Genomic DNA, 24973 nt, shown 5'->3' with positions numbered 1-24973 from the left:
TCCACAAACCGAAGAATTATTTGCTTACCCAGGCCCGCCAGTGACTGCGAACTCGATGTTAAGCGCTCGGCTTCCCGAAGTCGATCAGACCGTTTCGATCGAAACGCTCTTGGGGGTGGCCGCCCAAGCCACTGACATTCTCAATCAGATCCGCGATGCGATGCTGGAGCCGTATCCCCGCAAGAGCGCGCCGACGTTCACGAGCGCTCAGGTCGCGTCGCTGTGCGGGCTCGACAAGCAGCGCTTCCAGTATCTGACGACCAAAGGCGAACTGCCCGCCGGGACTTCCAAGGGCGCCGGGCGCAGCAAGGAATTCACGCTCGAGGAAACCCTTACGTGGATCCGTTCCACGAAGGAACGCGCGCGCCGGCCGGACGGCAAGCGTGGGCGCATCGTCACGGTGGCCAACTTCAAGGGCGGCGTCGCGAAGACGACGACGGCCGTATCCGCTGCGCAGGCGCTGACGCTTCTCGGGCGCCGCGTGCTGGTGATCGATTGTGATCCGCAAGGCACGACCACGCAGCTTTGCGGCTGGGCGCCGGACGCCGAGATTTCCGACGATCAGACACTCCTTCCGCTCATTTACGGCGACCAGCCTTCCCTGCACTATGCCGTGCAGGAGACTTACTGGCACAACCTCGACCTCATCCCGGCGTCGTCCTCTCTGTTCGACGCGGAGTTCGAGATCCCCGCGAAGGTGCTGAACGATAGCACCTTCGAGTTCTGGGAAATTCTGCGCAAGGGGTTGATGCCGTTGACGGACGAGTACGACGCCGTCGTCATCGATACGCCGCCCGCGTTGAGTTATCTGACCATCAACGCGCTGCTGGCGTCGGACGCCATTCTGCTGCCCTGCCCGCCCGAAGCGCTGGATTTCGCCAGCTCGACGCAGTTCTGGCATCTGTTCGCGGACATCGCGAAGAAGCTGCCTGGCGTGCTGGAGCAAAAGCGATTCGATTTCGTCAACGTGATCCTGACGAAGGCCAAGTCGGACGACGTGTCCCGCGTCGTGCGCGGATGGTTGCAAAAGGCTTACGGCGATCGCGTGCTTCCGTTCGAGATCCCGGAGTCCACAGTGCCGAAGGGTGCGTCCGCCCAGCTCTCTACGGTCTACGACTTGTCGAAACCCGACGGAAGCACGGCTGCGTATAACCGATTCAAAGAGCCGCTTGACCGGCTCGCGGAACATCTCGACGCGCAATTCGTCCGCGCGTGGAATCAGACGGAGGCATAAATGGGCATCGGCGACAGACTGCTCGCGAAGACCGCGAACGTCGGCAACAAACCGGGCGATGGTTCGCCGCGGCCAACGAACACGGAGCCGCGGACATCACCCGGAAGGTTGATGGACGCGCAGCATCGGATCAATACGGCGCAGGCTCGAATCAAGGAACTTGAAGCTCAACTGGAAGAAAGGGCGGCACTCGAAGTGCCGCTCGACGCGCTTGTGGAGGTCCACGGCAGGCGACGGAAGCTGACCAGCGAACAGTTTCAGGAACTGAAGAGCAATCTCGCTCAGCACGCGCTCGCAACCCCGATCCTTGTGCGGGCTCTTGCTGGCGATCGATACGAGATCGTCGCCGGGCACAACCGTGTGGCGGCGTATCGCGAACTGGGCCGCAGCACGATTCGCGCGAACGTCGCCTCGATAGAAGAAGGGGAGATCGAGTTCGCAGCGTTCTTTTCCAACCTGCTTTCGCCGTCTCTTACCGACTTCGAGAAGTATTGGAACTTCAAGCGCCTTCAGGAATTGAGCGGCTTGTCCCGCACCGAGATTTCGGAGAGCGCCGGACTCAGCAAAAGCCACGTGTCGAGAATCTTCTCGTTCGACGCACTGCCGGACGCTGCAAAGGAGGCGCTGGCACAAAGGCCAGAGCGACTAGGCAGCAATGCCGCGCAGAAGCTGGCGGCGCTCGCCGAGGCAGGGAAGGGCGAAAAAGTAGTGGAAGCGGTCCGCCGCCTGATCGACGACGAAAGCTTCACGCAGGACAAAGCGGTCGCCATGGCTTCGGAGAAGCCCAAGACTACGGCGCCGAGCGCGACGGTGGTCAGATCAGGGCGCCGAAAGGTCTGCGAAGTGACGGCTCGGAACGGCGTGGTTGGCGTCCGATTTTTCGACAAGGATGCTGGCGACGCGGACACCTGGAGTCAGCGCATAGCCGACTTCATCAGCAAGTCGATTAGCGAAACAGAGAATGAATAGCGACTCTAGTAGGTTTTCCTTGCAAAACAAGGACTTAGCGATGGCAGATGACTGCCGTTACTGAACCTACTAGAAACGGCTTATAAATCAAACACTTGGGAACGACATCGACGAGGTCGATATGTAAAGACAGGCTGTAGAAAGACAAAAGCCTTCGGCGCCAACCGAAGGCTTTTGAATATCGGGCTTAACTGCTGCTCGCCCGGTCCGCTTCCCGACGCCAATCGGGTCACGAGTCCACAACTCGAAGTTTAGCGGATCGCGATCGGCAGTCAAGCGTTTGTCCTCCATTTTTCGAAATGGACGCACTTGACATGCATATCGCGCAACCTTCCGTTGCAGGCGAGGACGTCTCTCGCCCTCATACATCCGAAGCACCGGGCGTCGATCCGGATCAGCAGGCAGCGAACGAGTACGCCTGCGATCGATCGAACCTGCCGTGGGTGATCTTCCGTGCCGCTCATCGAGCGAACCACATCGCTGCGCTGCCAGCCCGCGCCCGCGCCGTGTTGTCTGCGCTTGCCAGGACCGTCGATGCAGGACGCCCATTCGCGGCGATATTCGCGCGTCGGGAGCTGCTGACAGGCCGCGCCCTTCAATCGATGCGGACCTTCTACCGAAGCCTGGACGATCTAGAAACCGCCGGCTTGATCATGCGACCGCCGCAGACCCGCTACGGCGGCGCAGGCTTGTTCGGTCGCGCATATCTTCATTTGACTTCGAAGGCAGCTTCGTTGCTCGGCTTGGTTAGTCCGCAGCAAGCGGATCGCAGTGCTCTGTCCTCTTGCCATGAAACTGCTCGGCACAACGGCCCCGCCGATTCTTTGGCGTCGCCGTGTGTCACGGTGGCAGACGGCGCTATATATAAGGATCTATCCCCTACTACTCAAAAGAGACAACCCGGCACACTCCCTCACGACCTGATCCGCTTGCGGCAACTGGGATTTCGTGAATTCCTGATTTTCAAACTCATGCGCGAAGCGAGTGACAACGGCAAGCGCCTTTCCGATGTAGTCGAGGCTACGTGGACGCATCTCCAACGCGCCAAGCGCCCGATCAGCTATCTGCGCGCTTTGCTTCGCGTGCCGGTCGACTTTGCGTATCGAGTGCATATCAGCCGCTCCGAAGCTATAGCGCACGACGAACGTCGTCATCGGGATTCGCTCGTGGAACAGCAAGCCAAGACACTCGCTGGTCAGGCCTTCGAAAGCCACGATGGACTGCGGCGCTACTTCGTGGCCGACGACGCCACCACGGTGACCATTGAGCATCGAGACGAACAGCGACCTCGCGTCCACGCCGGAGCTTGGGCGAGCGATTTCATCGCGGCGCTCAGGGCCGGTCTTATCCTTCGCACAGATCTACGCACAGACCAAACAGCGAATTCGCCAACTGTCCGGCCGCGACAGCATGACCACGCTGCCCGCGCACGCATTACGGATCATCTCGATGCAATGAAGCAGGCGCTGCGGTTGAAAGGCGCGCTCACCGGCACCATATCGGCGATAGGCAAGGATCGCCCGCCGACCGCGCAATCGAAGGTCCGTTCGGCATCGGCCCGGCTATTCAGCCACGTTCCAGCATCGTCTCCACCAGCGGTGCCGACGACCTTCGACAGGCCTCACAAAAAGCCTGACGCGTCGCAGCGACCCTGATATACTCTAAGGTTGCGCCTTTGGTGGCATTTGGAATACGCGGCCCTCGTAACAGCGAGGTCTGCGCGCTTTGCTCGATGCGATTCTCAGCAAGCCGTCCGTGATCGAAGCTGTTGTCGATATCAACGCGGGCCATACGCTCGCTTCCGGGGACCTGTCATCGTCGAGCAAATCTGTCGAGGAGAAAGCATGGCAAGTTTTGATCGGGAAGAGTCGGAGCTGGATATCGTCGCACCGGCGCGCAGAGGCGCGGGCCGACGCGCCAACAAGGCGAAGGGCCAGGCCGGCACGATGCAGCCCGATGTCGCAATGACCGTCGAGCAGAATGAGGAGCGCCAGCGCCAGATGCGCGCGCTCATCCAGTTGGGCAAGGAACGTGGCTATCTCACGCACGCCGAGATCAACGACCATCTGCCGGACAATTTCGCTGAAACGGCGGCGATGGAAACCATCGTCAGCACATTCAACGACATGGGCGTCGCGGTCTACGAGCAAGCGCCGGACGCGGAAACGCTCCTTTTGAGCGATAACGCGCCCGCCGTCGTTGCCGATGAGCAGTCGGAAGAGGAAGCCGAAAACGCGCTTTCCACGGTCGATTCGGAGTTCGGCCGCACCACCGATCCCGTGCGTATGTACATGCGCGAGATGGGTGCGACCGAGTTGCTCACGCGCGCCGGCGAAATCGCGATTGCAAAGCGCATCGAAGACGGATTGCACGAGATGATCCAGGCGATCGCCGCGTGCCCGTCCACCGTTGCGACCATTCTCGCGGACGCGGCGCTCGTCGAATCGGGCGAGTTGAAAATCGACGATCTCGTCGACGGTCTGAAGGAAGACGACGTCGTAGAGGAAGAAATTTCGCCCTCCGAAACAACGGAATCCGCCGAAATCGATACGGACGCCGATGAATCCGACAGCGACGAGGACGACGACAGCGACCTCGACGGCGGCGATGCCAGCGCATCGAACGAAGCGCGTCTCAAGCAGCTGAAAGCCGATTGTCTCGAGATTTTTGGCCGCGTGCGCGAGCTTGCGGAACAGGCGAGCAATCCTAAGGGTTCGGGCGCCGCCGCCGCGAAGGCCGTCGAACGCGCGCGCGCCGAGATTCAACGCGAACTCGGTTCCATCCGCTTCACGGCGAAGACCATCGACCGCCTGTGTGCCGACGTCCAGCAGCAGGTCGCGCGAGTGCGCGAGATCGAGCGTCGCGTGTTGCAGATCGCAGTCGACCGTTGCGGCATGCCGCGCGAGAAATTTGTGGAATCGTTCGTCGGTCACGAAACGGATCTCGAATGGACCGCGCGCGCGGCAGCCGGCTCGAAGCAGTACGGCGCCTCGCTCGAGCGCAGCCTGCCGGCGATTCAGGCCGAGCAGCAGAAGCTGATCGACATCGAAGTGGCGGTGGCGCTTCCGCTCGCGCAACTCAAGAAGATCAACCGTCAGATGACGGCTGCCGAGTTGAAGATGCGTCAGGCCAAGCGCGAAATGATCGAAGCCAACCTGCGTCTCGTGATCTCGATCGCAAAGAAATACGTCAACCGCGGCATGCAGTTCCTCGATCTCATCCAGGAAGGCAACATCGGACTGATGAAGGCGGTGGACAAGTTCGAATACCGTCGCGGCTGGAAGTTTTCGACGTATGCGACGTGGTGGGTTCGCCAGGCCGTGACGCGTTCGCTCGCCGATCAGGCGCGCACGATTCGCGTGCCGGTTCACATGATCGAAACGATCAACAAGCTGAACCGCATTTCGCGCGAGATCCTGCAGCAGACGGGACAGGAAGCGCATCCGTCCGTGCTCGCCGAGCGCATGGAAATGCCCGAAGAAAAAATTCGCGGCATTCTCAAGATCGCTAAGCAGCCCGTGTCGCTGGAAACGCCGGTCGGCGAAGACGCCGACGCGACCCTCGGTGACATGATCGAAGACCAGGGCGCGGCATCGCCCGCCGACGCCGCCGTGCACGCGAACATGCGCGCCGCGATCGACGATGCGCTCAACGCGTTGTCACCGCGCGAGGCGAAGGTGCTGCGCATGCGCTTCGGCATCGATACGGCTTCGGATTACACGCTCGAAGAACTGGGCAAGCAGTTCGACGTGACGCGCGAGCGTATCCGTCAGATCGAAAGCAAGGCCATGCGCAAGCTCATGCATCCGAGCCGCGCCGACAAGCTGCGTCCGTTCCTCGATCGTTAATCGCTGAACGCGAAGTCTGCACGTCGATAACGCGTGCCGTCCGTCAGGGCGGCACGCGTTTTTTATTGCGCGCGCCATTCAGTCGTGCATCAGCAATGCATTAGCCGCGGGTCGTGCCTTTCGCCGCCGACGAGCATGCTTGCAGCGCGACGATGGCCTTCTTCGCGAGCGTCACGGTTTCTTCGCACGCGCGCGTGTTCGCGAACATCGAGCATCCGCCGCCCGCGTCGATCTTCGAGACGGCGCTTCGCACTCTGTCGAGCGCCGATTGCGGCGAGCCGCTGTCCTTGATGATCGACGCGACGTCGAAGGCGCTGCCGGCGTCCGTTTCGACGTAACCGGGACACGTGGTCTGCGCGTGGACCGCGACGCACATCGCGCCGGTCAGGGCGATCGCGGCGAACGTTCGTGTATGTCGATAGCAGGGAAGGGCGTTCATGGCGTTGGACCCGTTGAAGCGTTGCAACGAAAACCGCACGCACTCGCGGCATCGCGACCAGGAAAAAGGGCGGTCGCGTTGTCCACAGATTTTGTGATCAAGCATGTGGATATCCTGAGCACCGACGAGCCAACACATTGATGCAAAGGGTGTTTCGCCCGCCGTGCGAAATGCGCGCGTGATCGCTCATTGTGAACCTGTTGCCGCTCGCGCGTCGGACGGAGCGCATTGGGACGTCGGATGTCCCAATCGCGTCCTAGACTTGGCCGAAGGCGGTCAGAAGCCGCCGAACAACGGAGAAATAAAACATGAACAGGGTCATTCGGGCAACGGCTTTTGCCGCCCAGAAGCATCGCAACCAGCGGCGCAAGGACGCCGAGGCATCTCCCTATATCAATCATCCGATTGCGCTCGCCGATGTTTTAGCGAACGAAGGCGGCATGGACGACGAAGCGGTTCTCGTCGCGGCCATTCTTCACGACACGATCGAAGACACCGAAACGTCGATGGACGAACTCATCGCTCATTTCGGCGAAGAAGTCGCAGGCATCGTCGCCGAAGTGACCGACGACAAAAGTCTGCCGAAGGCGGAACGGAAGCGCCGGCAAGTGGAACACGCGGCGCACATCAGCGAGAAGGCGAAACTGGTGAAACTCGCCGACAAGATCTGCAATCTCCGCGATATTGCCGCGTGCCCGCCGGCCGACTGGCCAGTCCAGCGAAAGCGCGAATACTTCGACTGGGCGAAAGCCGTCGTCGATGGACTGCGCGGCGTAAGTCCCGTCCTCGAAGCCGTCTTCGACGAGGCGCACGCGGCGAAGCCTCACGCGGGCTAACCGCGCGCGTCGCTGTTATCCACAGAAACGGGGGAAAATCCTGTGGATTTCCTGAGCATCAGCGACGCAACGCGTTGATGCAAAACGCGTTTCGCCCAGCGTCGCGGATGCGCGCGCCGGGCGCCGCCTCGCTTCGTCAATTGCGCTTCGGAATCTCCAGCCCACGTTGCACCGCGGGCCGCGCGACGAAGGCATCCAGTGCTCGCTGCACATTGCCGAATGCATCGAAACCCACGATCTCGCGCGCCTCATAGAAGCCGACGAGATTGCGCACCCACGGGAACACCGCGATATCCGCGATGCCGTACTCGCTTCCCATGATCCAGTCGCGGTCCGCGAGACGTTGATCGAGCACGCCGAGCAGACGCTTCGTTTCCGCGACGTATCGATCGCGCGGCCGCTTGTCCTCGTAGTCCTTGCCCGCGAATTTGTGGAAGAACCCAAGCTGCCCGAACATCGGACCGATGCCGCCCATCTGGAACATCACCCACTGAATCGCCTCGTAGCGGCGCGCGGGATCGGCGGGAAGGAACTGGCCGCTCTTGTCCGCCAGATAGATGAGAATCGCGCCGGATTCGAAAAGCGCGAGCGGCTCGCCGCCCGGCCCGTTCGGATCGATGATCGCGGGAATCTTGTTGTTCGGATTGAGCGACAGGAATTCGGGCGACATCTGATCGTTCGTATCGAAGCGAACGAGATGCGGCTCGTAGGGCAGGCCGGTCTCTTCCAGCATGATCGACGCTTTGACGCCGTTGGGCGTCGGCAGCGAATAAAGCTGGATGCGGTCCGGATGCTGCGCGGGCCATTTGCGGGTGATCGGGAAATCGGAAAGCGCGGGCATGGCGGTCCTCTGGGAATGGATCGCTCAATATAACCATTTCATCTCGCGCCTGCGCGATGGGGCCAAAACGCGACTGAGGCGGCACGCACAGACGGCCGCTGGCATGCGGGAACAACCTGACGATGCGTGCGCTACACGCGTTTTGTAGGAATCGCGGAGTGCGGCGGTTCAGGGCATCGCGCGGAAAACGGTCGCGCACCGCCCGGCCGACACGCCCGCCCGCTGGCTCGCAACTTGCCTCCTACGCGATGCTGGCATGACCGAACCGGCGTCCGCGACCGTATTCCAAACGACCGAATCAACGAACGCATCAACAACCGCTGCTTGCCGTTGCCATGAAAACCGTTCCTCTCGCCACGCTTACCGCATTCGCGGCCGTCACTGGCGGACTGCTGCCGGCCGTCTCGCACGCGCATGCCCTCGAAAGCCAGCTCGATTGCAAGTCGAGCGCGCATCGCTTCATCGCGCCGTTGCGCGACGAGCGCTACATCGACGCAAGCCCGATGCGCGTCGAATCGAATTCCGTCAACGCTTTCCGGCCGACGCACGGCAGCGAGCTGACCGCCTACGGCTTTCGCGTCTACGCCGTGCTCGGCTACGAACAGGACGACGCGATGTTCAAGCAGGGCGCCGGCCAGCCGATCAACGATTCCGCTTACGGCGTCGTCGTGCTCGGCTCTAAGGATTCGGTCGAGGCGCGCGTGCACGAGGCGGGCAGCACGGCGGTCGTCCATGAAGTCGTGCCGATGCTGATGACCGCCGTCTTCTGCGACGGCAGCGCGATGCGCAACACGGCAGGCACGGTCGCGACGGAGGCGTCGCGCAGCCACTGAAAACCGGCGATTCGTCGATAATGCTCTCCCGATCACGACAGCGCGCGACTGTCGCGCGCCGCACAACAGGAGACGTTACAGATGCCGGACGCAGCCAACACATCCTCACGCATTGCCATCGTCACGGGCGCGGGCAGCGGCATCGGCCGCGCGGCGGCGCTCGCGCTCCTCGGCGACGGCTGGTCGGTCGTGCTCGCGGGAAGGCGCGCCGCGCCGCTGGAGGCGGTCATCGCGGAATCGAATGCGGGCGAGCGCGGCCTCGCCGTGCCCACGGATGTCGCCGACCCGCAATCGGTGCAACGGCTCTTCGCGGCGGCGGTCGAGCGCTTCGGGCGCGTCGATCTGCTCTTCAACAACGCAGGCGTGAGCAATCCGCCCGGCCCGTTCGAGGACTGGACGCCCGAGCAATGGCAAGGCGTCGTCAACGTCAATCTGAACGGCATGTTCTATTGCCTTCAGCAGGCGTTCCGCACGATGCGCGCGCAGTCGCCGATGGGCGGACGCATCATCAATAACGGCTCCATTTCGGCGAGCGCGCCGCGCCCGAATTCGGCGGCGTACACGGCGACGAAGCACGCGGTCGGCGGCCTCACGAAATCGGCGTCGCTGGATGGCCGCAAGTACGACATCGCGGTCGGGCAGATCGATATCGGCAATGCGCTCACGGAGCTTTCCGAACGCATGTCGCGCGGCGTGCCGCAGGCGAACGGCGAAATCGCTGTCGAGCCGATGATGGACGTGAACATCGTCGGCCAGTCGGTCCTTTACATGGCGAATCTGCCGCTCGAAGCGAACGTGCTGTTCCACACCGTCATGGCGACCAAGATGCCGTTCGTCGGGCGCGGGTAACGTCTCGCTATTCCGTGCGATACCAGACGCGAATGCCCGAGTACCAATGGCTCACGCTGGTATCGTCGCCGGCGCCGAACGTGGAGAGGCTCTCCACGTTCAACACGTCGATGCCGTTATCCGCGATCCACTGATTCGCCCGCTCGACGAGCGCCGTGCCGTTCTCATACACGTTGCCCTTGATGATGTGATGCTGCACCACCTTGCGCTCGAAGTCTTCGTAGGCAATTCTGGTCATCCTTCGTCTCCTTGTCGTTGTAATCGTCCGCGGCTTCTCGAGCGAGGCGTGTGCCGCAGCGCAGCAAGCGCGGCGCATGACTCGTCCTGCCGATTCGAGCATCATATGGCCTGATCGACGCCGCGCGCGGGCCGATTCCCCGGTGTTTTCCCGACATTGCGCGGCGCGCACGACGCATTCTTCGAAAAATAAAAAAGCGTCGGAAGGAGACATCCCAAGGAGAGCACGATGGACATGCGGCAACGCGAGCACATCGAGGCGGTCGTCGCGGCGACCACGCGGGCGCAGATGCTCGCGCCGGCGCGCACGCACGAGGGCATCATCGAGAGTTCGTGGCGGCGCTGCGTGCATCAACACGGGCTCGATCCGTCACGCATGCAGGAGGCGCGCATTCTGCCGCAGACGCGCCTGCGCGAGCATCAGCAGCGCATCGACGATTTCGCGCGCATCGCGCGTCACGGACTGGAGACGCTTTACGAACGCGTCGCGGGAATGGGCTATGTCGTCCTGTTGACGGACGCGCTCGGCGTGACCGTCGATTACATCGGCGACGCCAACGCCGATGCCGCGCTGCGCCGCGCGGGGCTTTATCTCGGCGCGCAATGGAGCGAGACCGGCGCGGGCACGTGCGCCGTCGGCACCGCGCTCGCGACGGGTCAGGCGCTGACCGTCCATCAAGCCGATCACTTCGACGCGACGCACATTCCGCTTACCTGCACCGCCGCGCCGCTCTTCGACTCGCGCGGCGCGCTCGCGGCCATTCTCGACATTTCCGCGCTCACTTCGCCGCAGGCGCGCGAGAGCCAGAGCCTCGCGCTGCAACTGGTTCGTATCTACGCGGCGCACATCGAGAACGCGAACTTTCTGCGGGCGCATCGGCAGGACTGGATTCTCAAGCTGCACAGGTCGCCCGAATTCGTCGATGTCGATCCCGATTATCTGATCGCGCTCGATGAAAACGGGCGCATCGCCGGACACAATCGACGCGCGCAGGAGATGCTGGCGGCGGAAAACCGCCGGCCGCTTTCGCCGGGCGAGCCGCCCGCGTCGCTGATCGGCGCGCGCTTCGATGCGCTCTTCGACGCGCGTATCGACGACCTGGGCCGCTTCGTTTATTCGCGTCCGAGCGAAACCCGCGCGCTGCGGCTCGCGAAAAGCGGCGCGCTGCTCTATTTGAGCGCGATGCCGCCCACGCCCTGCGTCACGTCGACGGGAAGCGGCGCTTCGGGCGCGATCCGCGGCGCGACCGAGATTCCCGCGCCGCTCGCGGGGCTGTGCGGCGGCGATGCCGCGCTCACGCGCCAGCTCGAACGCGCGGCGAAGCTCGTCGATTCGCCGATCAACCTGCTCGTGAACGGCGAAACCGGCAGCGGCAAGGAATACTTCGCGAAGGCGCTGCATCGCGCGAGCGCGCGGCGCGCGGGGCCGTTCGTCGCGGTGAATTGCGCGGCGATTCCGGAGACGCTGATCGAGAGCGAACTCTTCGGACATCTGCCGAACAGTTTTTCCGGCGCGGGCACGAGGCCCAAGCGCGGATTGATTCAGGAAGCGGACGGCGGCACGCTCTTTCTCGACGAAATCGGCGACATGCCGCGCGAACTGCAGTCGCGCCTTTTGCGCGTGCTCGCCGAAGGCGAAGTGCTCGCGATCGGCGCGTCGCGGCCAGTGTCGGTGGACGTGCGCGTGATATCGGCGACGCATCATTCCCTCGATACGCTCATGCGCGACGGACGTTTTCGCGAAGACCTCTACTACCGGCTGAACGGCGCGCGCTTCACGTTGCCGCCGCTGCGCGAGCGCACCGATCTCGACTGGCTCGCGGCCAAGTTTCTCGATGCGGACAACGCGCGCGGCGCGGTCGCGCTGTCGCCAGCGGCGCGCGAGCGGCTGCATCGGCATGACTGGCCGGGGAATCTGCGCGAGCTGTGCAACGTGCTTCGCTATGCGCGCGCGGTTTGCGCGCACGGATTGATCGATGCCGACGATTTCCCCGAGGGCTTCGGCGCCAGCGATGCCGCGACGACACCGCCAGCGGCATCGACCCCGGATAAATTCGATCCGCATCGGCTGCCGCCCGAGGGCATGCTGCTGATGCAGTACTTGCGCGCGGCGAGCTGGAATCTGAGCGCGGTCGCGCGGCAGATCGGCGTGAGCCGCATGACGCTTTATCGACGCATGGCGCGCTACGGCATCCGTTCGCCGAATCAGCGCGACGCGGGCGGACGCTGACGTTGCGCCGTTCTTCACGCGATACGCCTGTCGACATCGCCGAGACAACTGCGCTGTGACACCTGTCTCGCGCGCGCCTTTCGCGCCGCGCAAACAGCGCTTTTTTTGCGGGTAATCCCGCACGATTTCGCCGTCTCGGATGCGCTTTTAAATTGGCATAACGCTTGCCTTTATCCGCCGCACTAAAAAGCAAAGCGGAGACACAGGCATGCGTAGAGACGCACCGCCGCTTGTCGGCATCATCGCGAATCCGGTTTCGGCGCGCGACATTCGCCGCGTGATCGCCAACGCGAACAGTCTTCAACTCGCGGACCGCGTGAACATCGTGCTGCGGCTTCTCTCGTCGCTCGCGGCGTGCGGCGTGCCGCGCGTCGTGATGATGCCGGACCGCGAAGGCCTCAAGGTCATGCTCGAGCGCCATCTCGCGCGCCGGCAAGGTCCGGATGCCGCGCTCGCTACCGTCGATTTCCTCGACATGCCCGTGACCGCGCGCGTCGACGACACGTTTCGCGCCGCACGCATGATGCGCGAAGCGGGCGTGGATGCGCTCCTCGTGCTGGGCGGCGACGGCACGCATCGCGCGGTGGTGCGCGAGTGCGGCGCCGTGCCGCTCGCCGGGCTTTCGACCGGCACGAACAACGCCTTTCCCGACATGCGCGAGCCGACCATCGCCGGACTCGCGGCCGGCCTGTACGCGACGGGCCGCATTCCCGCGACGAACGCGCTCGTGTCCAACAAGCGGCTCGACATCGAGATACGCGATGCGGGCGCCAACACGCGCCGCGATATTGCGCTCGTGGATGCCGTCATCTCGCACGAGCAGTTCGTCGGCGCGCGCGCGCTCTGGAAGATCGACACGCTCGCCGCCGTCTACGTCTCATACGCCGATCCGCAGGCGATCGGCATGTCGGCCATCGCCGGATTGCTCGATCCGCTCGGGCGCGGCGAGCCGGGCGGCGTGGCCGTCGAACTGGCCGCGCCGGGCAAGGGCGAGTTCGATCTCTACGCGCCGATCGCGCCCGGTCTCATCGAAGCCGTGCCGATCGCGCACTGGCAGCGCCTCGCCGACGGCGTGCCGCATCGCGTGAAGCAGCGTCAGGGCATCGTCGCGCTCGACGGCGAACGCGAGCTTGCCTTCGGCGCGAGCGACGAAGTCACGATCATCCTGCGCGAAAGCGCGTTCCGAAGCATCGACGTCGCCGCGTGCATGCGCTACGCGGCGGCTCACGGGCTGATGCGACAGCCCGCCTGCAGCGCCCGCGAGACCCACTGACCCAAGGAGACAGACATGACAGCGTCGCACCAGCATCCAGGCGGCTTACCGTTGTCCAAGGACGAACTGCTGACCGTCTATCGCAAGATGCGCACGATCCGCGATTTCGAAGAGCGTCTGCACGTCGATTTCGGACGCGGCGACATTCCCGGCTTCGTGCACCTGTACGCGGGCGAGGAAGCGGCGGGCGTCGGCATCATGCATCACCTGAACGACGGCGACCGCATTGCGAGCACGCATCGCGGCCACGGACACTGCATCGCGAAGGGCGTCGATCCCGTCGCGATGATGAAGGAGATCTACGGCAAGAAGGGCGGCTCGTGCAACGGCAAGGGCGGCTCCATGCATATCGCGGATTTGTCCAAAGGGATGATGGGCGCGAACGGCATTCTCGGCGCGGGCGCGCCGTTGATCTGCGGCGCGGCGCTCGCGGCGAAGTTTCGCGGCAAGGGCGAAGTCGGCATCACGTTCGCGGGCGATGGCGCGTCCAATCAGGGCACGTTCCTCGAAAGTCTGAATCTCGCCGCCGTGTGGAGTCTGCCGGTGATTTTCGTGATCGAGAACAACGGCTATGCGGAATCGACGGCGCGCGAATACGGCACGGCGGTGGACAGCTACGTGGACCGCGCGGCGGGCTTCGGCATTCCCGGCGTGACCGTGGACGGCACCGACTTCTTCGCCGTGTACGAAGCCGCGGGCGAAGTCATCCGGCGCGCGCGCGAAGGCGGCGGCCCGGCGCTGCTCGAATGCAAGATGATCCGCTTCTACGGCCACTTCGAAGGCGACGCGCAGACGTATCGCGCGCCGGGCGAACTCGACGACATCCGCTCGAACAGGGACTGCCTGAAGAAATTCCGCGACACCGTCACGCAAGCGGACGTGCTCTCGCCGGGCGAACTCGATGCGATCGACCGCGAAGTTGCCGCGCTCGTCGACCGCGCGGTGCAGGAAGCGAAGGACGCGCCGCTGCCGTCCGCCGCCGACCTGCTGACCGATGTCTATGTGAGCTACTGAGGAGACGCGCATCATGGCCCGCAAACTGAGCATGAAGATGGCGATCAACGAAGCCATCGATCAGGAAATGACCCGCGATCCGAGCGTGATCGTGCTGGGCGAGGATATCGTCGGCGGCGCAGGCGCGGACGGCGAGAAAGACGCGTGGGGCGGCGTGCTCGGCGTGACGAAGGGACTCTACGCGAAGCACGGCGACCGGCTCCTCGACACGCCGCTTTCCGAGTCCGCGTATGTCGGCGCCGCGATCGGCGCGGCGGCGTGCGGCATGCGCCCGATCGCGGAGCTGATGTTCATCGACTTCATGGGCGTGTGCTTCGACCAGATCTTCAATCAGGCCGCCAAGTTCCGCTACATGTTCGGCGGCAAGGCGGAAACGCCCGTCGTCATTCGCGCGATGGTGGGCGCCGGCTTTCGCGCGGCGGCCCAGCACAGCCAGATGCTGACGCCGATCTTCACGCATATTCCCGGCCTGAAAGTGGTCTGTCCGTCCACGCCCTACGACACCAAAGGCCTGTTGATTCAGGCGATCCGCGACAACGATCCGGTGATCTTCTGCGAGCACAAGAACCTTTACGGCTTCGAAGGCGAAGTGCCCGAAGGCTCGTATGCGATTCCGTTCGGCGAAGCGAACATCGTGCGCGACGGCAAGGACGTGTCCATCGTCACTTACGGGCTGATGGTGCATCGCGCGCTCGAAGCCGCGGCGACGCTCGCGAAGGAAGGCATCGAAGCGGAAGTGGTCGATTTGCGCACGCTGTCGCCGCTCGACATCGATACCGTGCTCGAAACGGTGGAGAACACGGGGCGGCTCGTCGTCGTCGATGAAGCGAATCCGCGCTGCAATATCGCCACCGATATTTCCGCGCAAGTCGCGCAGCAGGCGTTCGGCGCACTGAAGGCCGGCATCCAGATGGTGACGCCGCCGCACACGCCCGTTCCGTTTTCGCCGACGCTCGAGGACCTGTACATCCCGAGCGCCGCGCAGATTGCCGACGCCGCGCGCAAGACGATGAAAGGAGGCAAGCACTGATGGCCGCGATCACACCGATTGTCATGCCCAAATGGGGCTTGTCGATGAAGGAAGGCACGGTGAACGAGTGGCTCGTGGAAGAGGGCGCAGAGATCACCGTCGGCATGCCGATTCTCGATGTCGAAACCGACAAGATTGCCAACGCCGTCGAAGCGCCGGACGCCGGCTTGCTGCGCCGCAAGGTCGCGTCGCCGGGCGATACGCTGCCGGTCAAGGCGCTGCTCGGCGTGCTCGCGCCCGCCGACGCGAGCGATGCCGAGATCGACGAGTACGTGTCGTCGTATGTGACGCCCGTCGAGGACGAAGAGGAGGGCGAAGCGGCGTCGGCGTATCACTTCGTCGATATCGACGGCATTCGCGTGCGCTATGCCGCGCGCGGCGATGTCGACGGAAGCGGTGCGAGCCGGCCCGCGGTGCTGTTCATCCACGGCTTCGGCGGCGATCTCGACAACTGGCTCTTCAACCTCGATGCGCTCGCGGACGACAACCGCGTGTTCGCGCTCGACTTGCCGGGGCACGGACAATCGACCCCGCGCATTCCCGGCACGACGCTGCCCGAACTGGCGACGTTCGTCGCGCGTTTCATGGACGCGGTGAATATCGACCGCGCGCATGTCGTCGGTCATTCGATGGGCGGCGGCATCGCGGCGCAGCTTGCAGTTCAGGCGCCGCAGCGGGTGCGGTCCGTCGCGCTGATATCGCCGGCCGGTTTCGGCGACGAAATCAACAACGCGTACACGCAAGGGTTCGTGAGCGCGCAGTCGCGGCGCGAGTTGAAGTCTGTCGTGGAACTGCTTTTTGCCGATCCCGGACTCGTGAGCCGCCAGATGCTCGACGATCTGCTGAAGTACAAGCGGCTCGACGGCGTGAGCGAGGCGTTGACGTCGCTCGGCAGCACGCTATTCGGCAACGGCAGGCAGAGCGCGCAGCCGGGGCGCGAACTGGCATCGACGGGCAAGCCTGTGCTTGTCATCTGGGGCGCGCAGGACCGCATCATCCCGTCGGCGCATGCGGGCAACGCGTCGGAGGCCGCGACCGTGCGCGTGTTCGACGATGCGGGGCACATGAGTCAGATGGAGAAGGCGAATGAGGTGAATGGGTTGTTGAAGGAGCATGTGGGCAGGGCGGGATGAGGGGTTAATCATGTCGTGGCGCGCTGTGCGGACTTGATTCCGCACGGCGCGTTTTCGTTTTTGTGTGTGCAGTCCGCCCGTCGACATGGTTGCCCACCCCCGCCCGCTTCTTCGCTACCATGTCCGATGTCGCGGCCACCGGCGCCTTCGCGCTTCCCTCCATGTCCTTCGCCCTGCTCGATTCCGCGTCGCTGCCCGGCGATCCGCTCGACGCCGAGGAAGCGCTGCTCGCGCGCGCCGCCGCCGGCGATGCCGTCGCGCATCTCTGGACCGCGCCGGTGTCGCTGATCGTGCCGCGCAGCTATCAACGCTATCCCGCGCTCGCCGACGCGCGCGCCGCCTTCGCACAACGCGGCTGTCCTGTGTGGCTGCGTCTGTCGGGCGGCGGGCTGGTGCCGCAAGGGCCGGGCATCGTCAATCTGAGTCTCGCCTATCCCGTTCACGCGCCGATGGGCGCGCTCGCCGAACGCATCTATCTGCATCTGTGCGGCATTCTCGCGGATGCGCTGAAGACGCTCGGCGTGCTCACGCATCATCAGGCGGTGGAAGGCTCGTTTTGCGACGGACGATTCAATCTCGCGTGGGGTCCCGGCGACGAGGCGCGCAAGATCGCCGGCACCGCGCAATACTGGCGGCGCGTGCCGCAGCCGGCCGATAACCGCGACAAGCCGCTCTACGCCGTGCTCGCGCACGCGGTGCTGCTCGTGAGCGCCGATCCCGTCGAGATCAACGAGCGCGCCAATGCGTTCGAGGCGCGAATCGGCAGTGGACGCCGCTACGAAGAAACGAAAGTGGTGACCGTTGCACAGGCGCTCGCTTATCAATGCTTCGAGCAGCCCGCCGATCTCCAGACGCGCGTCGTCGATGCCATTGCCGCGCGCGTCGCGCACGCTGCGTTACCCGAAGGAAGCTGACTCATCAAACCGCATCGAGGTGGCCATGCCGCTCAGACGTGCATCGAATGGCTTCTTTTTTGCGTTGTGGGTCGCCGTATGCGCCGCCGCGCCGGAATTCCTGTGGCAGGGCCTCGTTTCTCTCGTCGGTCATTTCTCGCTCACCGACGCAGCCGCCGCGTTGCTGATCGGCGCGATCCTCGCCTTTTTCGTCGATCCGGTGCTCGAACGCTTGCGCGCGCTCGGCTCCGATGCCGCGCATCCGCGCTCCGAGAAGTCGCCGGCATTCGCCGCCTGCGAAGCGCTCAGTTTCGCGATCGTCGCGGTGTGCGTGCACGAAGCGATCACCGTGTATGTCGCGGCGAGCCATTCGAACGAAGCGGCGAGCGAAAACCTCGCGAAAGCCGTGGCGCAGGCGCTGCAATGGGCGACGCTGCCGTTCGCCGTCACCATCGCCTGGCTCGCCGCGCGCGCGTCGCGCTGGATTGCGTGGGTCGTCGCGCTGCTCGCGGTCGCCGCCGGATATCTGAGCGGCGTCGTTTTCGCGTGGGAACCGCGCGTCCTCGTTACGAGCCTGATTCCCGCGATCTTCGTTCTAATCGCCGGCTGCGTGGTCGTTCGCGAGCAGTGGGATACATCGACGTTTCGCCGCTGCGCCCGCGCGACGGCCGTCATCGCCGCGACGTGGCTCGTGCTCACCGGCGCGCTGCAGATCGCGCTGTGGCTCGCGCACGCCGGGGCGTTTCGCATCTACTCGAATGCCGAGTTCTGGAGCGATGTGCGCTTCTATATCGGCTGGGTGACGGGACTGGTCGTCGCACCGGGGCTCGTTGCGCCGATCAACCCGCACGCGCGCCCCGCCGACGATAACTGGCGCGCGCGTCGCTGAAGCCCGCGAAAATCAACTGGAAGGCGGTGGAGGAGGCGGCATGCCGGGCGGTGGCGGCGGCGGTGGCGCGTAATAGGCGCCGCTGGGCGGCGCCGTCCGCATCGCGCCACTCACCGGCACTTTGTCGCCCGCGGCGTACATGCATTGGAGGTACGCGTAGTCGTAGCGCCGCTGCACGCCGTAGCCCGACGTCTGCGCCGCGCCCACGCCGAACGCGCTGCCCGTCAAGAGACCCGCGCCCGCACCGATGGCCGCGCCCGAGCCGCCGCCGAACGCCGCGCCAGCCGCCGCGCCGATCGCCGTGCCGACAACGGCGCTGCCTACCGCGCTATTCGTCGCGGCCTGATCCGCGCTTACGCCGCCGACTTGCTGAAACGCAAACTGGCGGCACGAGGCGTCGTCGGCGCGGAACTGGTCAAACGTCTTGCCGGTGCCGGGCAGCGCCATCACGCTGGGACCACTCGGCATCACCGTGCATGCGGACAGCCCGGTGAGCGCGAGGAGAAATACGAGCCTTCGATAGTTCATGAATGTGGTTCGCAAGAACGAAGTTCCTAGTTCGACGGCGGCGGGGGCGGTTGTGCCGGCACTTCGCGCCATCCGCCGGGGCATTCCTTCACATACGGGTAGTACGCGCGCGCCTGATCGCAGTAGTACCAGGAGCCGCTCGACTGCGCGGGACCGGCCTCGGCCTGGCCCTGCTCGACGTAAGTCGTCGGCGCGGCGGGCACGGCCACGACGGGCGGCGGCGGATAGTAGTAATACGGCGCAGGCGCGACGGGGTAATACAGCGGCGCGCCGAACCATATGCCGACGCGACCGCCCGCTTGAGCGGTCGCGGTCACGCCCGCCGTGGCGAGCAACGACACCGCAATGAGAACCTTCAGGCTTTTCACGACATTCTCCGCAAGAATTGTTGCCCCGTTGCCGGCCGCGAGGAAACGTTACGCCTCGACGCGAGCGCGCATCCGGTGCATCTTCGAACGCTATGCCAGTTGCGGGCGAATTTCAATTACAGCGCCGCCGACGATTCTTTCGGCGCGTTACCCGGTAATAATCTGCGTCAACCGACCTGAAGGAGACCGCGTATGACCGATACGATTGCCACGAAAGACCGCGTTCGCGTCGTCGAGACGCTCGTGCTGTCGGACGATTGGTACGTGCTCAGAAAAGTCATCTTCGACTTCCAGCGTCGCGACGGCGCGTGGCAGCGGCAAAGCCGCGAGACCTACGATCGCGGCAACGGCGCGACCATCCTGCTGCACAACCCGCGCACTGGCAACGTGCTGCTGACGCGGCAGTTCCGCATGCCCGCGTTTGTCAACGGACACGACGGCATGCTGATCGAGGCGCCCGGCGGACTGCTCGACAACGCGACGCCGGAAGAACGCATTCGCGCCGAAGTGGAAGAGGAGACGGGCTATCGCGTCGGGCGCATCGAGAAGATTTTCGAGGCGTTCATGAGCCCGGGATCGGTGACGGAGAAGCTCTACTTCTATGTCGGCGAATACGACGGATCGATGCGCGTCGGCGACGGCGGCGGCATCGTCGATGAAGGCGAGGAAATCGAAGTCCTCGAAATTCCGCTGCAAGAAGCGATGCGGATGATCGGGCGCGGCGAGATCGCGGACGGCAAGACGATCATGCTCTTGCAGCACCTCGCGCTCACGCGAGCAGCGACACGGCCTTGACCTGCGCCCAGACGCGCATGCCGACCGCGATCCCCAGCCGGTCCACCGAATAGCGCGTGACGCGCGCGAGCAGCGGCGAGCCGTCCACGTCCAGCCGCACGACGGCTTGCGACGGATGCGCGTCGTCGGCAATCGCGACGACCGTTGCCGGAAGCACGTTCAGCACGCTGCTCTGCGTCTCGTCGCGCGCGTGCGTGACGAGGCTCACGTCGCGCGCCTTGACGGTCACGCGCATCGGCTTGCCCGGCGCGACCGGCGCGTGCAGCACGCGAAGCGTCGTGCGTGCGCCGGCAAGTGCGAGCGTCAGCAAGCCGTAGTGCGCATCGTAGGCGGTCGCCACGCCTTCCAGCACGACGGATGCATCGTCGGCATGCGCCATCGGCAGATCGAGCCGCGCGAGGGTTTCGGCAAGCGGCCCGCTCGCGAGCGCGCGGCCGCCATCGAGCAGCACGAGATGATCCGCGAGCCGCGCGACTTCTTCCGGCGCGTGGCTCACATAGAGCATCGGGATGTCGAGCTCGTCGTGCAGGCGTTCGAGATACGGCAGGATTTCCTGCTTGCGCTGCTGATCGAGCGATGCAAGCGGTTCGTCGAGGAGCAACAGCCGCGGACTCGTCAACAGCGCCCGCGCGATACCCACGCGCTGCCGCTCGCCGCCCGACAAACCGGCCGGCATGCGTTCGAGCAAATGCGCGATGCCGAGCAGTTCCGCCGCCTGCGCGAGATCGACGCGGCGCATCGCGGCGGGCACGCGCGAAAGCCCGAAGCGCAGGTTTCGCTCGACGCTCAAATGCGGGAAAAGGCTCGCTTCCTGGAAGACGTATCCGAGCGGGCGCTTGTGCGTCGGCAAAAAGATGCGCCGCGCGGTGTCGAGCCATACGTCGCCATCGACGACGAGCCGCCCGTCGCCTGGCCGCGCGAGTCCCGCGAGGCAGCGAAGCAGCGTCGTCTTGCCCGAACCGGACTGGCCGAAGATCGCGGTGACGCCGCGCGCGGGCAACGTCAGGTCGAGATCCAGCGTGAAGCCGCCCTGTTCGACGACGAAGCGTGCTTCGATGGCGTCGCGCGTCGTGCTGCGGCGGGCGGCGTCGAGCGTCAGATTCGATGATGTGAGTTCAGCCATACGCTGCCGCCGTTCGACGGCTCGAATAAAGCAACAGAAGAACGACGAACGAGAACAGCACCATGCCGCCCGCGAGCCAGTGCGCCTGCGCGTATTCGAGCGCTTCGACGTGGTCGAAAATCTGCACGGAAACGACGCGCGTGCGCCCCGGAATATTGCCGCCGATCATCAGCACGACGCCGAATTCGCCGACGGTATGCGCAAAGCCGAGAATCGTCGCGGTGACGATGCCCGGCCGCGCGAGCGGCAGCGCGACCGCGAAGAACGTGTCCCACGGACCGGCGCGCAGCGTGGCGGCGGCTTCGAGCGGACGGCCGCCGATGGCTTCGAACGCGTTCTGCAGCGGCTGCACGACGAAGGGCAGCGAATAGATGACCGAGCCGACGACCAGCCCGGCGAAGCTGAACGGCAGCAGGCCGATGCCCGCCGCTTGCGTCAGCTTGCCGACCGGACCGTTCGGGCCCATCAGCACGAGCAGATAGAAGCCGATGACCGTCGGCGGCAGCACGAGCGGCAACGCGACGACCGCGCCGATCACGCCCTTCGCGCGCGAGCGCGTCCGTGCGAGCCACCGCGCGATCGGCGTGCCGATGACGAGCAGAAGCAGCGTCGCGAGCGACGCCAGTTCGAGCGTCAGCGTGATGGCCTGAAGATCGGCGGTATCGATCGGCATGTGAATGTCAAAGCTGATAACCGAACGACTTGATCACCGCGGCGGCCTTCGGCCCCTTCAGGTAATCCACGAACTGCTTCGCGACCGGATTGTCCTTGCCGTTCTCGAGGATCACCGCGTCCTGCTTGATCGGCTCATGCAGCGACGCCGGAACGATCCACGCCGAACCGCTCGTGATCTTGCCGTTCTTGTAAATCTGCGACAGCGCGACGAAGCCCAGCTCCGCGTTGCCCGTTGCGATGAACTGCTGCGCCTGCGAGATATTCTGCCCTTCGACGATCTTCGGGGCCACCGCCTGCGCGAGCCCGAGCTTGTCGAGCGCCTGCGTCGCCGCGAGGCCATACGGCGCGGCCTTCGGATTCGCGATCGCGAGATGCGTGAACTGGTTCTTCTTGAGCACGTCGCCCTTGTCGTCCACATAGCCGTCTTTCGCGGACCACAACGCGAGCGCGCCGGTCGCGTAGGTGAAGCGGCTGCCCGGCACGGTCAGGCCTTCCTTTTCGAGCTTGGCGGGCGTGGTGTCGTCGGCGGCGAGGAAAACCTCGAACGGCGCGCCATTTTTGATCTGCGCGTAAAACTGGCCGGTCGCGCCGTACGAGGCGACGACCTTGTTGCCCGTATCCTTTTCGAAGTCGGCGGCGATGGCCTGAACCGGCGCGGTGAAGTTGGCCGCGACCGCGACCTGCACTTCGCCGGCGAGCGCCGACGACGCAGCGACGCCGAGCGCCAGCGCAAACGCCGCGGATAGCATTCTGCGTAGGAAAGGTGTCTTCACGTTTGACTCCTCGTTCTTGTGAATGATGTAGTGGCTGAAGTGTCGGATGAGGCTCGTAATATATCCCAATATATTACGGCGGCGCGCGCCTGCTTCGTGACATGATGGACGGCGGAGGCACAGGCGCCGGCTGTGAGTTTGGCTCATCGCGCGGTGTTGACCGCAAGCGCGCTTATCGCCGACACTTGGAAGCATCGACAATTTGCGGCCCGGCTTTCGTTGAGCGATGCTCACATGCCGCGCCGAACGCGAGAGACGACATCATGAGTGACGCAATGAACCTGCAACGTCTGAAGCTCGCGGTGGACGGCCACATCGCGCGCGTGACGCTCGATCGTCCGGGCGTGCGCAATGCGTTCGACGACGAAGCGATCGTCGAGCTGACCGCCGCCTTTCGCGCGCTCAACGACGACCCGAACGTGCGCGCGATCATCCTCGCCGCGAACGGACCGGCATTCTGCGCGGGCGCCGACCTGAACTACATGAAGCGCATGGCGGGCTATTCCGACGCCGAGAATCGCGCCGATGCCCTCGGTCTCGCGACCATGCTTCATACGATTTACACGAGCGCGAAGCCGGTGATCGCGCGCGTGCAGGGCGACGCCTACGCGGGCGGCATGGGCCTCGTCGCCGCATGCGACATCGCGGTGAGCGCGGACACGGCGCACTTCTGTCTCTCGGAGGCGAAGCTCGGCCTGATGCCCGCGACCATCGCGCCATACGTGATCCGCGCGATGGGCGCGCGCGCCGCGCATCGGTACTTCGTGACCGCCGAGCGCTTCGATGCGGCCGAGGCGCTGCGCATCGGCTTCGTGCATCAGGTCGTCGCCGCCGATGCGCTCGACGCAACCGTCGACGCGATCGCCGCGAGCATCGCCGCGAACAGCCCGAACGCGGTGCGCGAATGCAAGCGGCTCGCGGCGGATCTGGCGGGCTGCGCCATCGACGATGCGCTCATTTCCGATACCGCGGAGCGCATCGCGCGCATCCGCGCATCGGACGAAGGGCGCGAGGGCGTGCGCAGCTTTCTCGAGAAGCGCAAACCCTCGTGGCTCGCTTGATGATTACGCTGCATCACTGCGTCAGCGCGCGTTCGTTCCGGGTGCTGTGGGCGCTGGAGGAAATCGGCTTGCCGTATCGGCTGGAGATGCTGGCGTTTCCGCCGCGCGTTCGGGCGCGGACGTATCTCGACATCAATCCGCTCGGCACCGTGCCCGCCTTCTTCGACGATGCGCTCGCCATGACGGAGTCGTCGGCGATCTGCCAGTATCTCGCGGCGCGTTATTCGCCCGGTGCGTTGGATGTCGCGCCGCACGAGGCCGACTTCGGGCGCTATGTGAACTTCCTGCATTTCGGCGAAGCGACGCTCACGTTCCCGCAGACGCTCGTGCTGCGCTACACGCATCTTGAACCGCCGGAGCGCCGGCAGCCGCAGGTCGCCGAGGACTACGCGAAGTGGTTCCACGCGCGTCTGCGCACGCTCGCGCCGCTTCTCGAGCGCGAGGATTTTTTGTGCGCCGGGCGCTTCACGGCGGCGGACATTTCGGTCGGTTATGCGCTGATGCTGGCGGAGCATCTCGGCCTCGCGGCGCGGATTCCCGAGCCGATCGCGCGATATTGGATGCAGCTTGGCAAGCGCGATGGCTTTCTTCGCGCTCTGCGCGCGCAGGACGACGCGGCGCGCGCGCAAGGCGTTTCGCCGGTGCCCGCGCCTGATCTGCGCTAGGGCGCTGCGTCCCTCCTACATGTCCCTCCCTCCGTGGGGCTGTGCGGCTCGCCGTGGGACTCTACTCTGAGCATCGAGCGCTGAACGTTCATGAGCGCCGATTCAGACGAATTCTCCCCACGAGGTGCGGCGATGTATGTCTTCTCCTGGTTTCTGTCGATGATCGTCGCGCTCGTGGCCACGGGCACGATCGTGCTGGCCCTGCCGCGCTCGGCCGCGGATGAATTGAGCGTCGCGACCGCGCCGCAGTCCGTATGGGCGGCGGGGACGGTCGCTGGCGCCGGCGCGATGCTCGCGTCGTGCGTTGCCGACGGGCGGTGAGGGCGCATCGTGAGGCGGTGGCGGTTTGTGGTGTGGAATCAGCGGGTTGGGGGATTGGTTAGCAGGAAATCCACAGGGTTTTCCTCGGTTTCTGTGGATATGTCTGCGGGGCTTTT

General features: G+C 64.6%; 26 protein-coding genes. 18 read left to right on the top strand and 8 right to left on the bottom strand.

From position 1 onward, the window contains the following. Window positions 1-55 precede the first annotated feature (55 nt). From LDZ27_RS21500 to rpoD, 4 genes are all read left to right on the top strand, one after another. Window positions 56-1234 carry a ParA family protein gene (locus LDZ27_RS21500; RefSeq protein WP_244817816.1) on the top strand — a complete coding sequence of 393 codons (1179 nt, stop codon included), beginning with the start codon at window positions 56-58 and terminating at the stop codon, window positions 1232-1234. Beyond that, window positions 1235-2203 (top strand): ParB/RepB/Spo0J family partition protein, encoded by a 969-nt coding sequence (locus LDZ27_RS21495; RefSeq protein ID WP_244817815.1) that lies wholly within the window; start codon window positions 1235-1237, stop codon window positions 2201-2203. Between the two features lie 314 nt (window positions 2204-2517). After that, window positions 2518-3858, top strand: coding sequence for a replication protein O (locus LDZ27_RS21490; protein ID WP_244817814.1), 1341 nt, complete (start codon window positions 2518-2520; stop codon window positions 3856-3858). 189 nt (window positions 3859-4047) lie between these two features. Beyond that, window positions 4048-6051: an RNA polymerase sigma factor RpoD gene (rpoD, locus tag LDZ27_RS21485; protein ID WP_244817813.1), complete on the top strand. Its 2004-nt coding sequence runs from the start codon at window positions 4048-4050 to the stop codon at window positions 6049-6051. Between the two features lie 100 nt (window positions 6052-6151). Here the strand turns inward: rpoD and LDZ27_RS21480 are convergent, their stop codons facing one another. Next, window positions 6152-6490: a hypothetical protein gene (locus LDZ27_RS21480; RefSeq protein WP_244817812.1), complete on the bottom strand. Its 339-nt coding sequence runs from the start codon at window positions 6488-6490 to the stop codon at window positions 6152-6154. Between the two features lie 308 nt (window positions 6491-6798). On the opposite strand from LDZ27_RS21480, the gene LDZ27_RS21475 reads away from it, so the two are divergent. Then, entirely contained in the window at window positions 6799-7326 is a 528-nt protein-coding gene (locus LDZ27_RS21475; RefSeq protein WP_244817811.1) for an HD domain-containing protein, read from the top strand. A 136-nt stretch (window positions 7327-7462) separates the two neighbouring features. Here LDZ27_RS21475 and LDZ27_RS21470 read toward each other — a convergent pair whose 3' ends face one another. Continuing rightward, the gene (locus tag LDZ27_RS21470) at window positions 7463-8167 is read right to left on the bottom strand and encodes a glutathione S-transferase N-terminal domain-containing protein (protein WP_244817810.1); all 705 of its coding nucleotides are present in this window, start codon (window positions 8165-8167) and stop codon (window positions 7463-7465) included. A gap of 335 nt (window positions 8168-8502) precedes the next feature. Here LDZ27_RS21470 and LDZ27_RS21465 point away from each other — a divergent pair, with 335 nt between their 5' ends. Both LDZ27_RS21465 and LDZ27_RS21460 read left to right on the top strand, forming a co-directional pair. Then, window positions 8503-9000, top strand: a complete 498-nt coding sequence (locus LDZ27_RS21465) for a hypothetical protein (protein WP_244817809.1) — start codon at window positions 8503-8505, stop codon at window positions 8998-9000. Between the two features lie 81 nt (window positions 9001-9081). Next, window positions 9082-9849, top strand: coding sequence for an SDR family oxidoreductase (locus tag LDZ27_RS21460; protein ID WP_244817808.1), 768 nt, complete (start codon window positions 9082-9084; stop codon window positions 9847-9849). Between the two features lie 7 nt (window positions 9850-9856). Here LDZ27_RS21460 and LDZ27_RS21455 read toward each other — a convergent pair whose 3' ends face one another. Continuing rightward, the gene (locus LDZ27_RS21455) at window positions 9857-10087 is read right to left on the bottom strand and encodes a hypothetical protein (protein ID WP_244817807.1); all 231 of its coding nucleotides are present in this window, start codon (window positions 10085-10087) and stop codon (window positions 9857-9859) included. Between the two features lie 228 nt (window positions 10088-10315). Here LDZ27_RS21455 and LDZ27_RS21450 point away from each other — a divergent pair, with 228 nt between their 5' ends. The 7 genes from LDZ27_RS21450 (at window position 10316) to LDZ27_RS21420 (ending at window position 18548) form a co-directional block, all read left to right on the top strand. Beyond that, window positions 10316-12316 carry a sigma-54-dependent Fis family transcriptional regulator gene (locus LDZ27_RS21450; protein WP_244817806.1) on the top strand — a complete coding sequence of 667 codons (2001 nt, stop codon included), beginning with the start codon at window positions 10316-10318 and terminating at the stop codon, window positions 12314-12316. Between the two features lie 208 nt (window positions 12317-12524). Beyond that, window positions 12525-13589 carry an ATP-NAD kinase family protein gene (locus tag LDZ27_RS21445; protein WP_244817805.1) on the top strand — a complete coding sequence of 355 codons (1065 nt, stop codon included), beginning with the start codon at window positions 12525-12527 and terminating at the stop codon, window positions 13587-13589. 15 nt (window positions 13590-13604) lie between these two features. After that, on the top strand, window positions 13605-14603 hold the full coding sequence (locus LDZ27_RS21440; protein WP_244817804.1) for a thiamine pyrophosphate-dependent dehydrogenase E1 component subunit alpha: 999 nt from the start codon (window positions 13605-13607) through the stop codon (window positions 14601-14603). A 13-nt stretch (window positions 14604-14616) separates the two neighbouring features. Then, window positions 14617-15633 carry an alpha-ketoacid dehydrogenase subunit beta gene (locus LDZ27_RS21435; RefSeq protein WP_244817803.1) on the top strand — a complete coding sequence of 339 codons (1017 nt, stop codon included), beginning with the start codon at window positions 14617-14619 and terminating at the stop codon, window positions 15631-15633. Next, on the top strand, window positions 15633-16766 hold the full coding sequence (locus tag LDZ27_RS21430; protein ID WP_244817802.1) for an acetoin dehydrogenase dihydrolipoyllysine-residue acetyltransferase subunit: 1134 nt from the start codon (window positions 15633-15635) through the stop codon (window positions 16764-16766). The genes LDZ27_RS21435 and LDZ27_RS21430 overlap by 1 nt, the downstream gene beginning before the upstream one ends. Before the next feature lie 161 nt (window positions 16767-16927). Then, window positions 16928-17680: a lipoate--protein ligase family protein gene (locus LDZ27_RS21425; protein ID WP_244817801.1), complete on the top strand. Its 753-nt coding sequence runs from the start codon at window positions 16928-16930 to the stop codon at window positions 17678-17680. Window positions 17681-17705: 25 nt separating this feature from the next. After that, a complete protein-coding gene (locus LDZ27_RS21420) occupies window positions 17706-18548 on the top strand; it encodes a hypothetical protein (RefSeq protein ID WP_244817800.1) in 843 nt (280 codons plus the stop codon). A gap of 12 nt (window positions 18549-18560) precedes the next feature. Here LDZ27_RS21420 and LDZ27_RS21415 read toward each other — a convergent pair whose 3' ends face one another. Together LDZ27_RS21415 and LDZ27_RS21410 are read right to left on the bottom strand one after the other, a co-directional pair. Next, a complete protein-coding gene (locus LDZ27_RS21415) occupies window positions 18561-19076 on the bottom strand; it encodes a glycine zipper family protein (RefSeq protein ID WP_244817799.1) in 516 nt (171 codons plus the stop codon). A gap of 26 nt (window positions 19077-19102) precedes the next feature. Then, window positions 19103-19444, bottom strand: a complete 342-nt coding sequence (locus LDZ27_RS21410) for a hypothetical protein (RefSeq protein ID WP_244817798.1) — start codon at window positions 19442-19444, stop codon at window positions 19103-19105. Window positions 19445-19636: 192 nt separating this feature from the next. Here LDZ27_RS21410 and LDZ27_RS21405 point away from each other — a divergent pair, with 192 nt between their 5' ends. Continuing rightward, window positions 19637-20239: an NUDIX domain-containing protein gene (locus LDZ27_RS21405; protein ID WP_244817797.1), complete on the top strand. Its 603-nt coding sequence runs from the start codon at window positions 19637-19639 to the stop codon at window positions 20237-20239. Here LDZ27_RS21405 and modC read toward each other — a convergent pair. The 3 genes from modC to modA are packed head-to-tail and all read right to left on the bottom strand — an operon-like array spanning window position 20214 to window position 22786. After that, on the bottom strand, window positions 20214-21362 hold the full coding sequence (gene modC / locus LDZ27_RS21400; protein WP_244817796.1) for a molybdenum ABC transporter ATP-binding protein: 1149 nt from the start codon (window positions 21360-21362) through the stop codon (window positions 20214-20216). The genes LDZ27_RS21405 and modC overlap by 26 nt on opposite strands. After that, the gene (gene modB, locus LDZ27_RS21395; RefSeq protein WP_370653475.1) at window positions 21355-22035 is read right to left on the bottom strand and encodes a molybdate ABC transporter permease subunit; all 681 of its coding nucleotides are present in this window, start codon (window positions 22033-22035) and stop codon (window positions 21355-21357) included. Before modB ends, modC begins: the two co-directional genes overlap by 8 nt. A gap of 7 nt (window positions 22036-22042) precedes the next feature. After that, window positions 22043-22786, bottom strand: a complete 744-nt coding sequence (gene modA / locus LDZ27_RS21390) for a molybdate ABC transporter substrate-binding protein (RefSeq protein WP_244817999.1) — start codon at window positions 22784-22786, stop codon at window positions 22043-22045. A 299-nt stretch (window positions 22787-23085) separates the two neighbouring features. Here modA and LDZ27_RS21385 point away from each other — a divergent pair, with 299 nt between their 5' ends. The 3 genes from LDZ27_RS21385 to LDZ27_RS21375 all read left to right on the top strand — a co-directional run bounded on the left by LDZ27_RS21385 (window position 23086) and on the right by LDZ27_RS21375 (window position 24857). Continuing rightward, on the top strand, window positions 23086-23871 hold the full coding sequence (locus LDZ27_RS21385) for an enoyl-CoA hydratase/isomerase family protein (protein ID WP_244817795.1): 786 nt from the start codon (window positions 23086-23088) through the stop codon (window positions 23869-23871). Next, window positions 23871-24536 (top strand): glutathione S-transferase family protein, encoded by a 666-nt coding sequence (locus tag LDZ27_RS21380; protein ID WP_244817998.1) that lies wholly within the window; start codon window positions 23871-23873, stop codon window positions 24534-24536. Before LDZ27_RS21385 ends, LDZ27_RS21380 begins: the two co-directional genes overlap by 1 nt. A 90-nt stretch (window positions 24537-24626) precedes the next feature. After that, window positions 24627-24857 (top strand): hypothetical protein, encoded by a 231-nt coding sequence (locus tag LDZ27_RS21375; RefSeq protein WP_244817794.1) that lies wholly within the window; start codon window positions 24627-24629, stop codon window positions 24855-24857. The last annotated feature ends 116 nt before the right edge of the window (window positions 24858-24973 follow it).

It is taken from the genome of Caballeronia sp. Lep1P3 (assembly GCF_022879595.1).
Classification (GTDB): Bacteria; Pseudomonadota; Gammaproteobacteria; order Burkholderiales; family Burkholderiaceae; genus Caballeronia.
The sequence above is the reverse complement of the archived record's forward strand: the minus strand, read 5'-3'. Positions and strand labels throughout refer to the sequence as shown.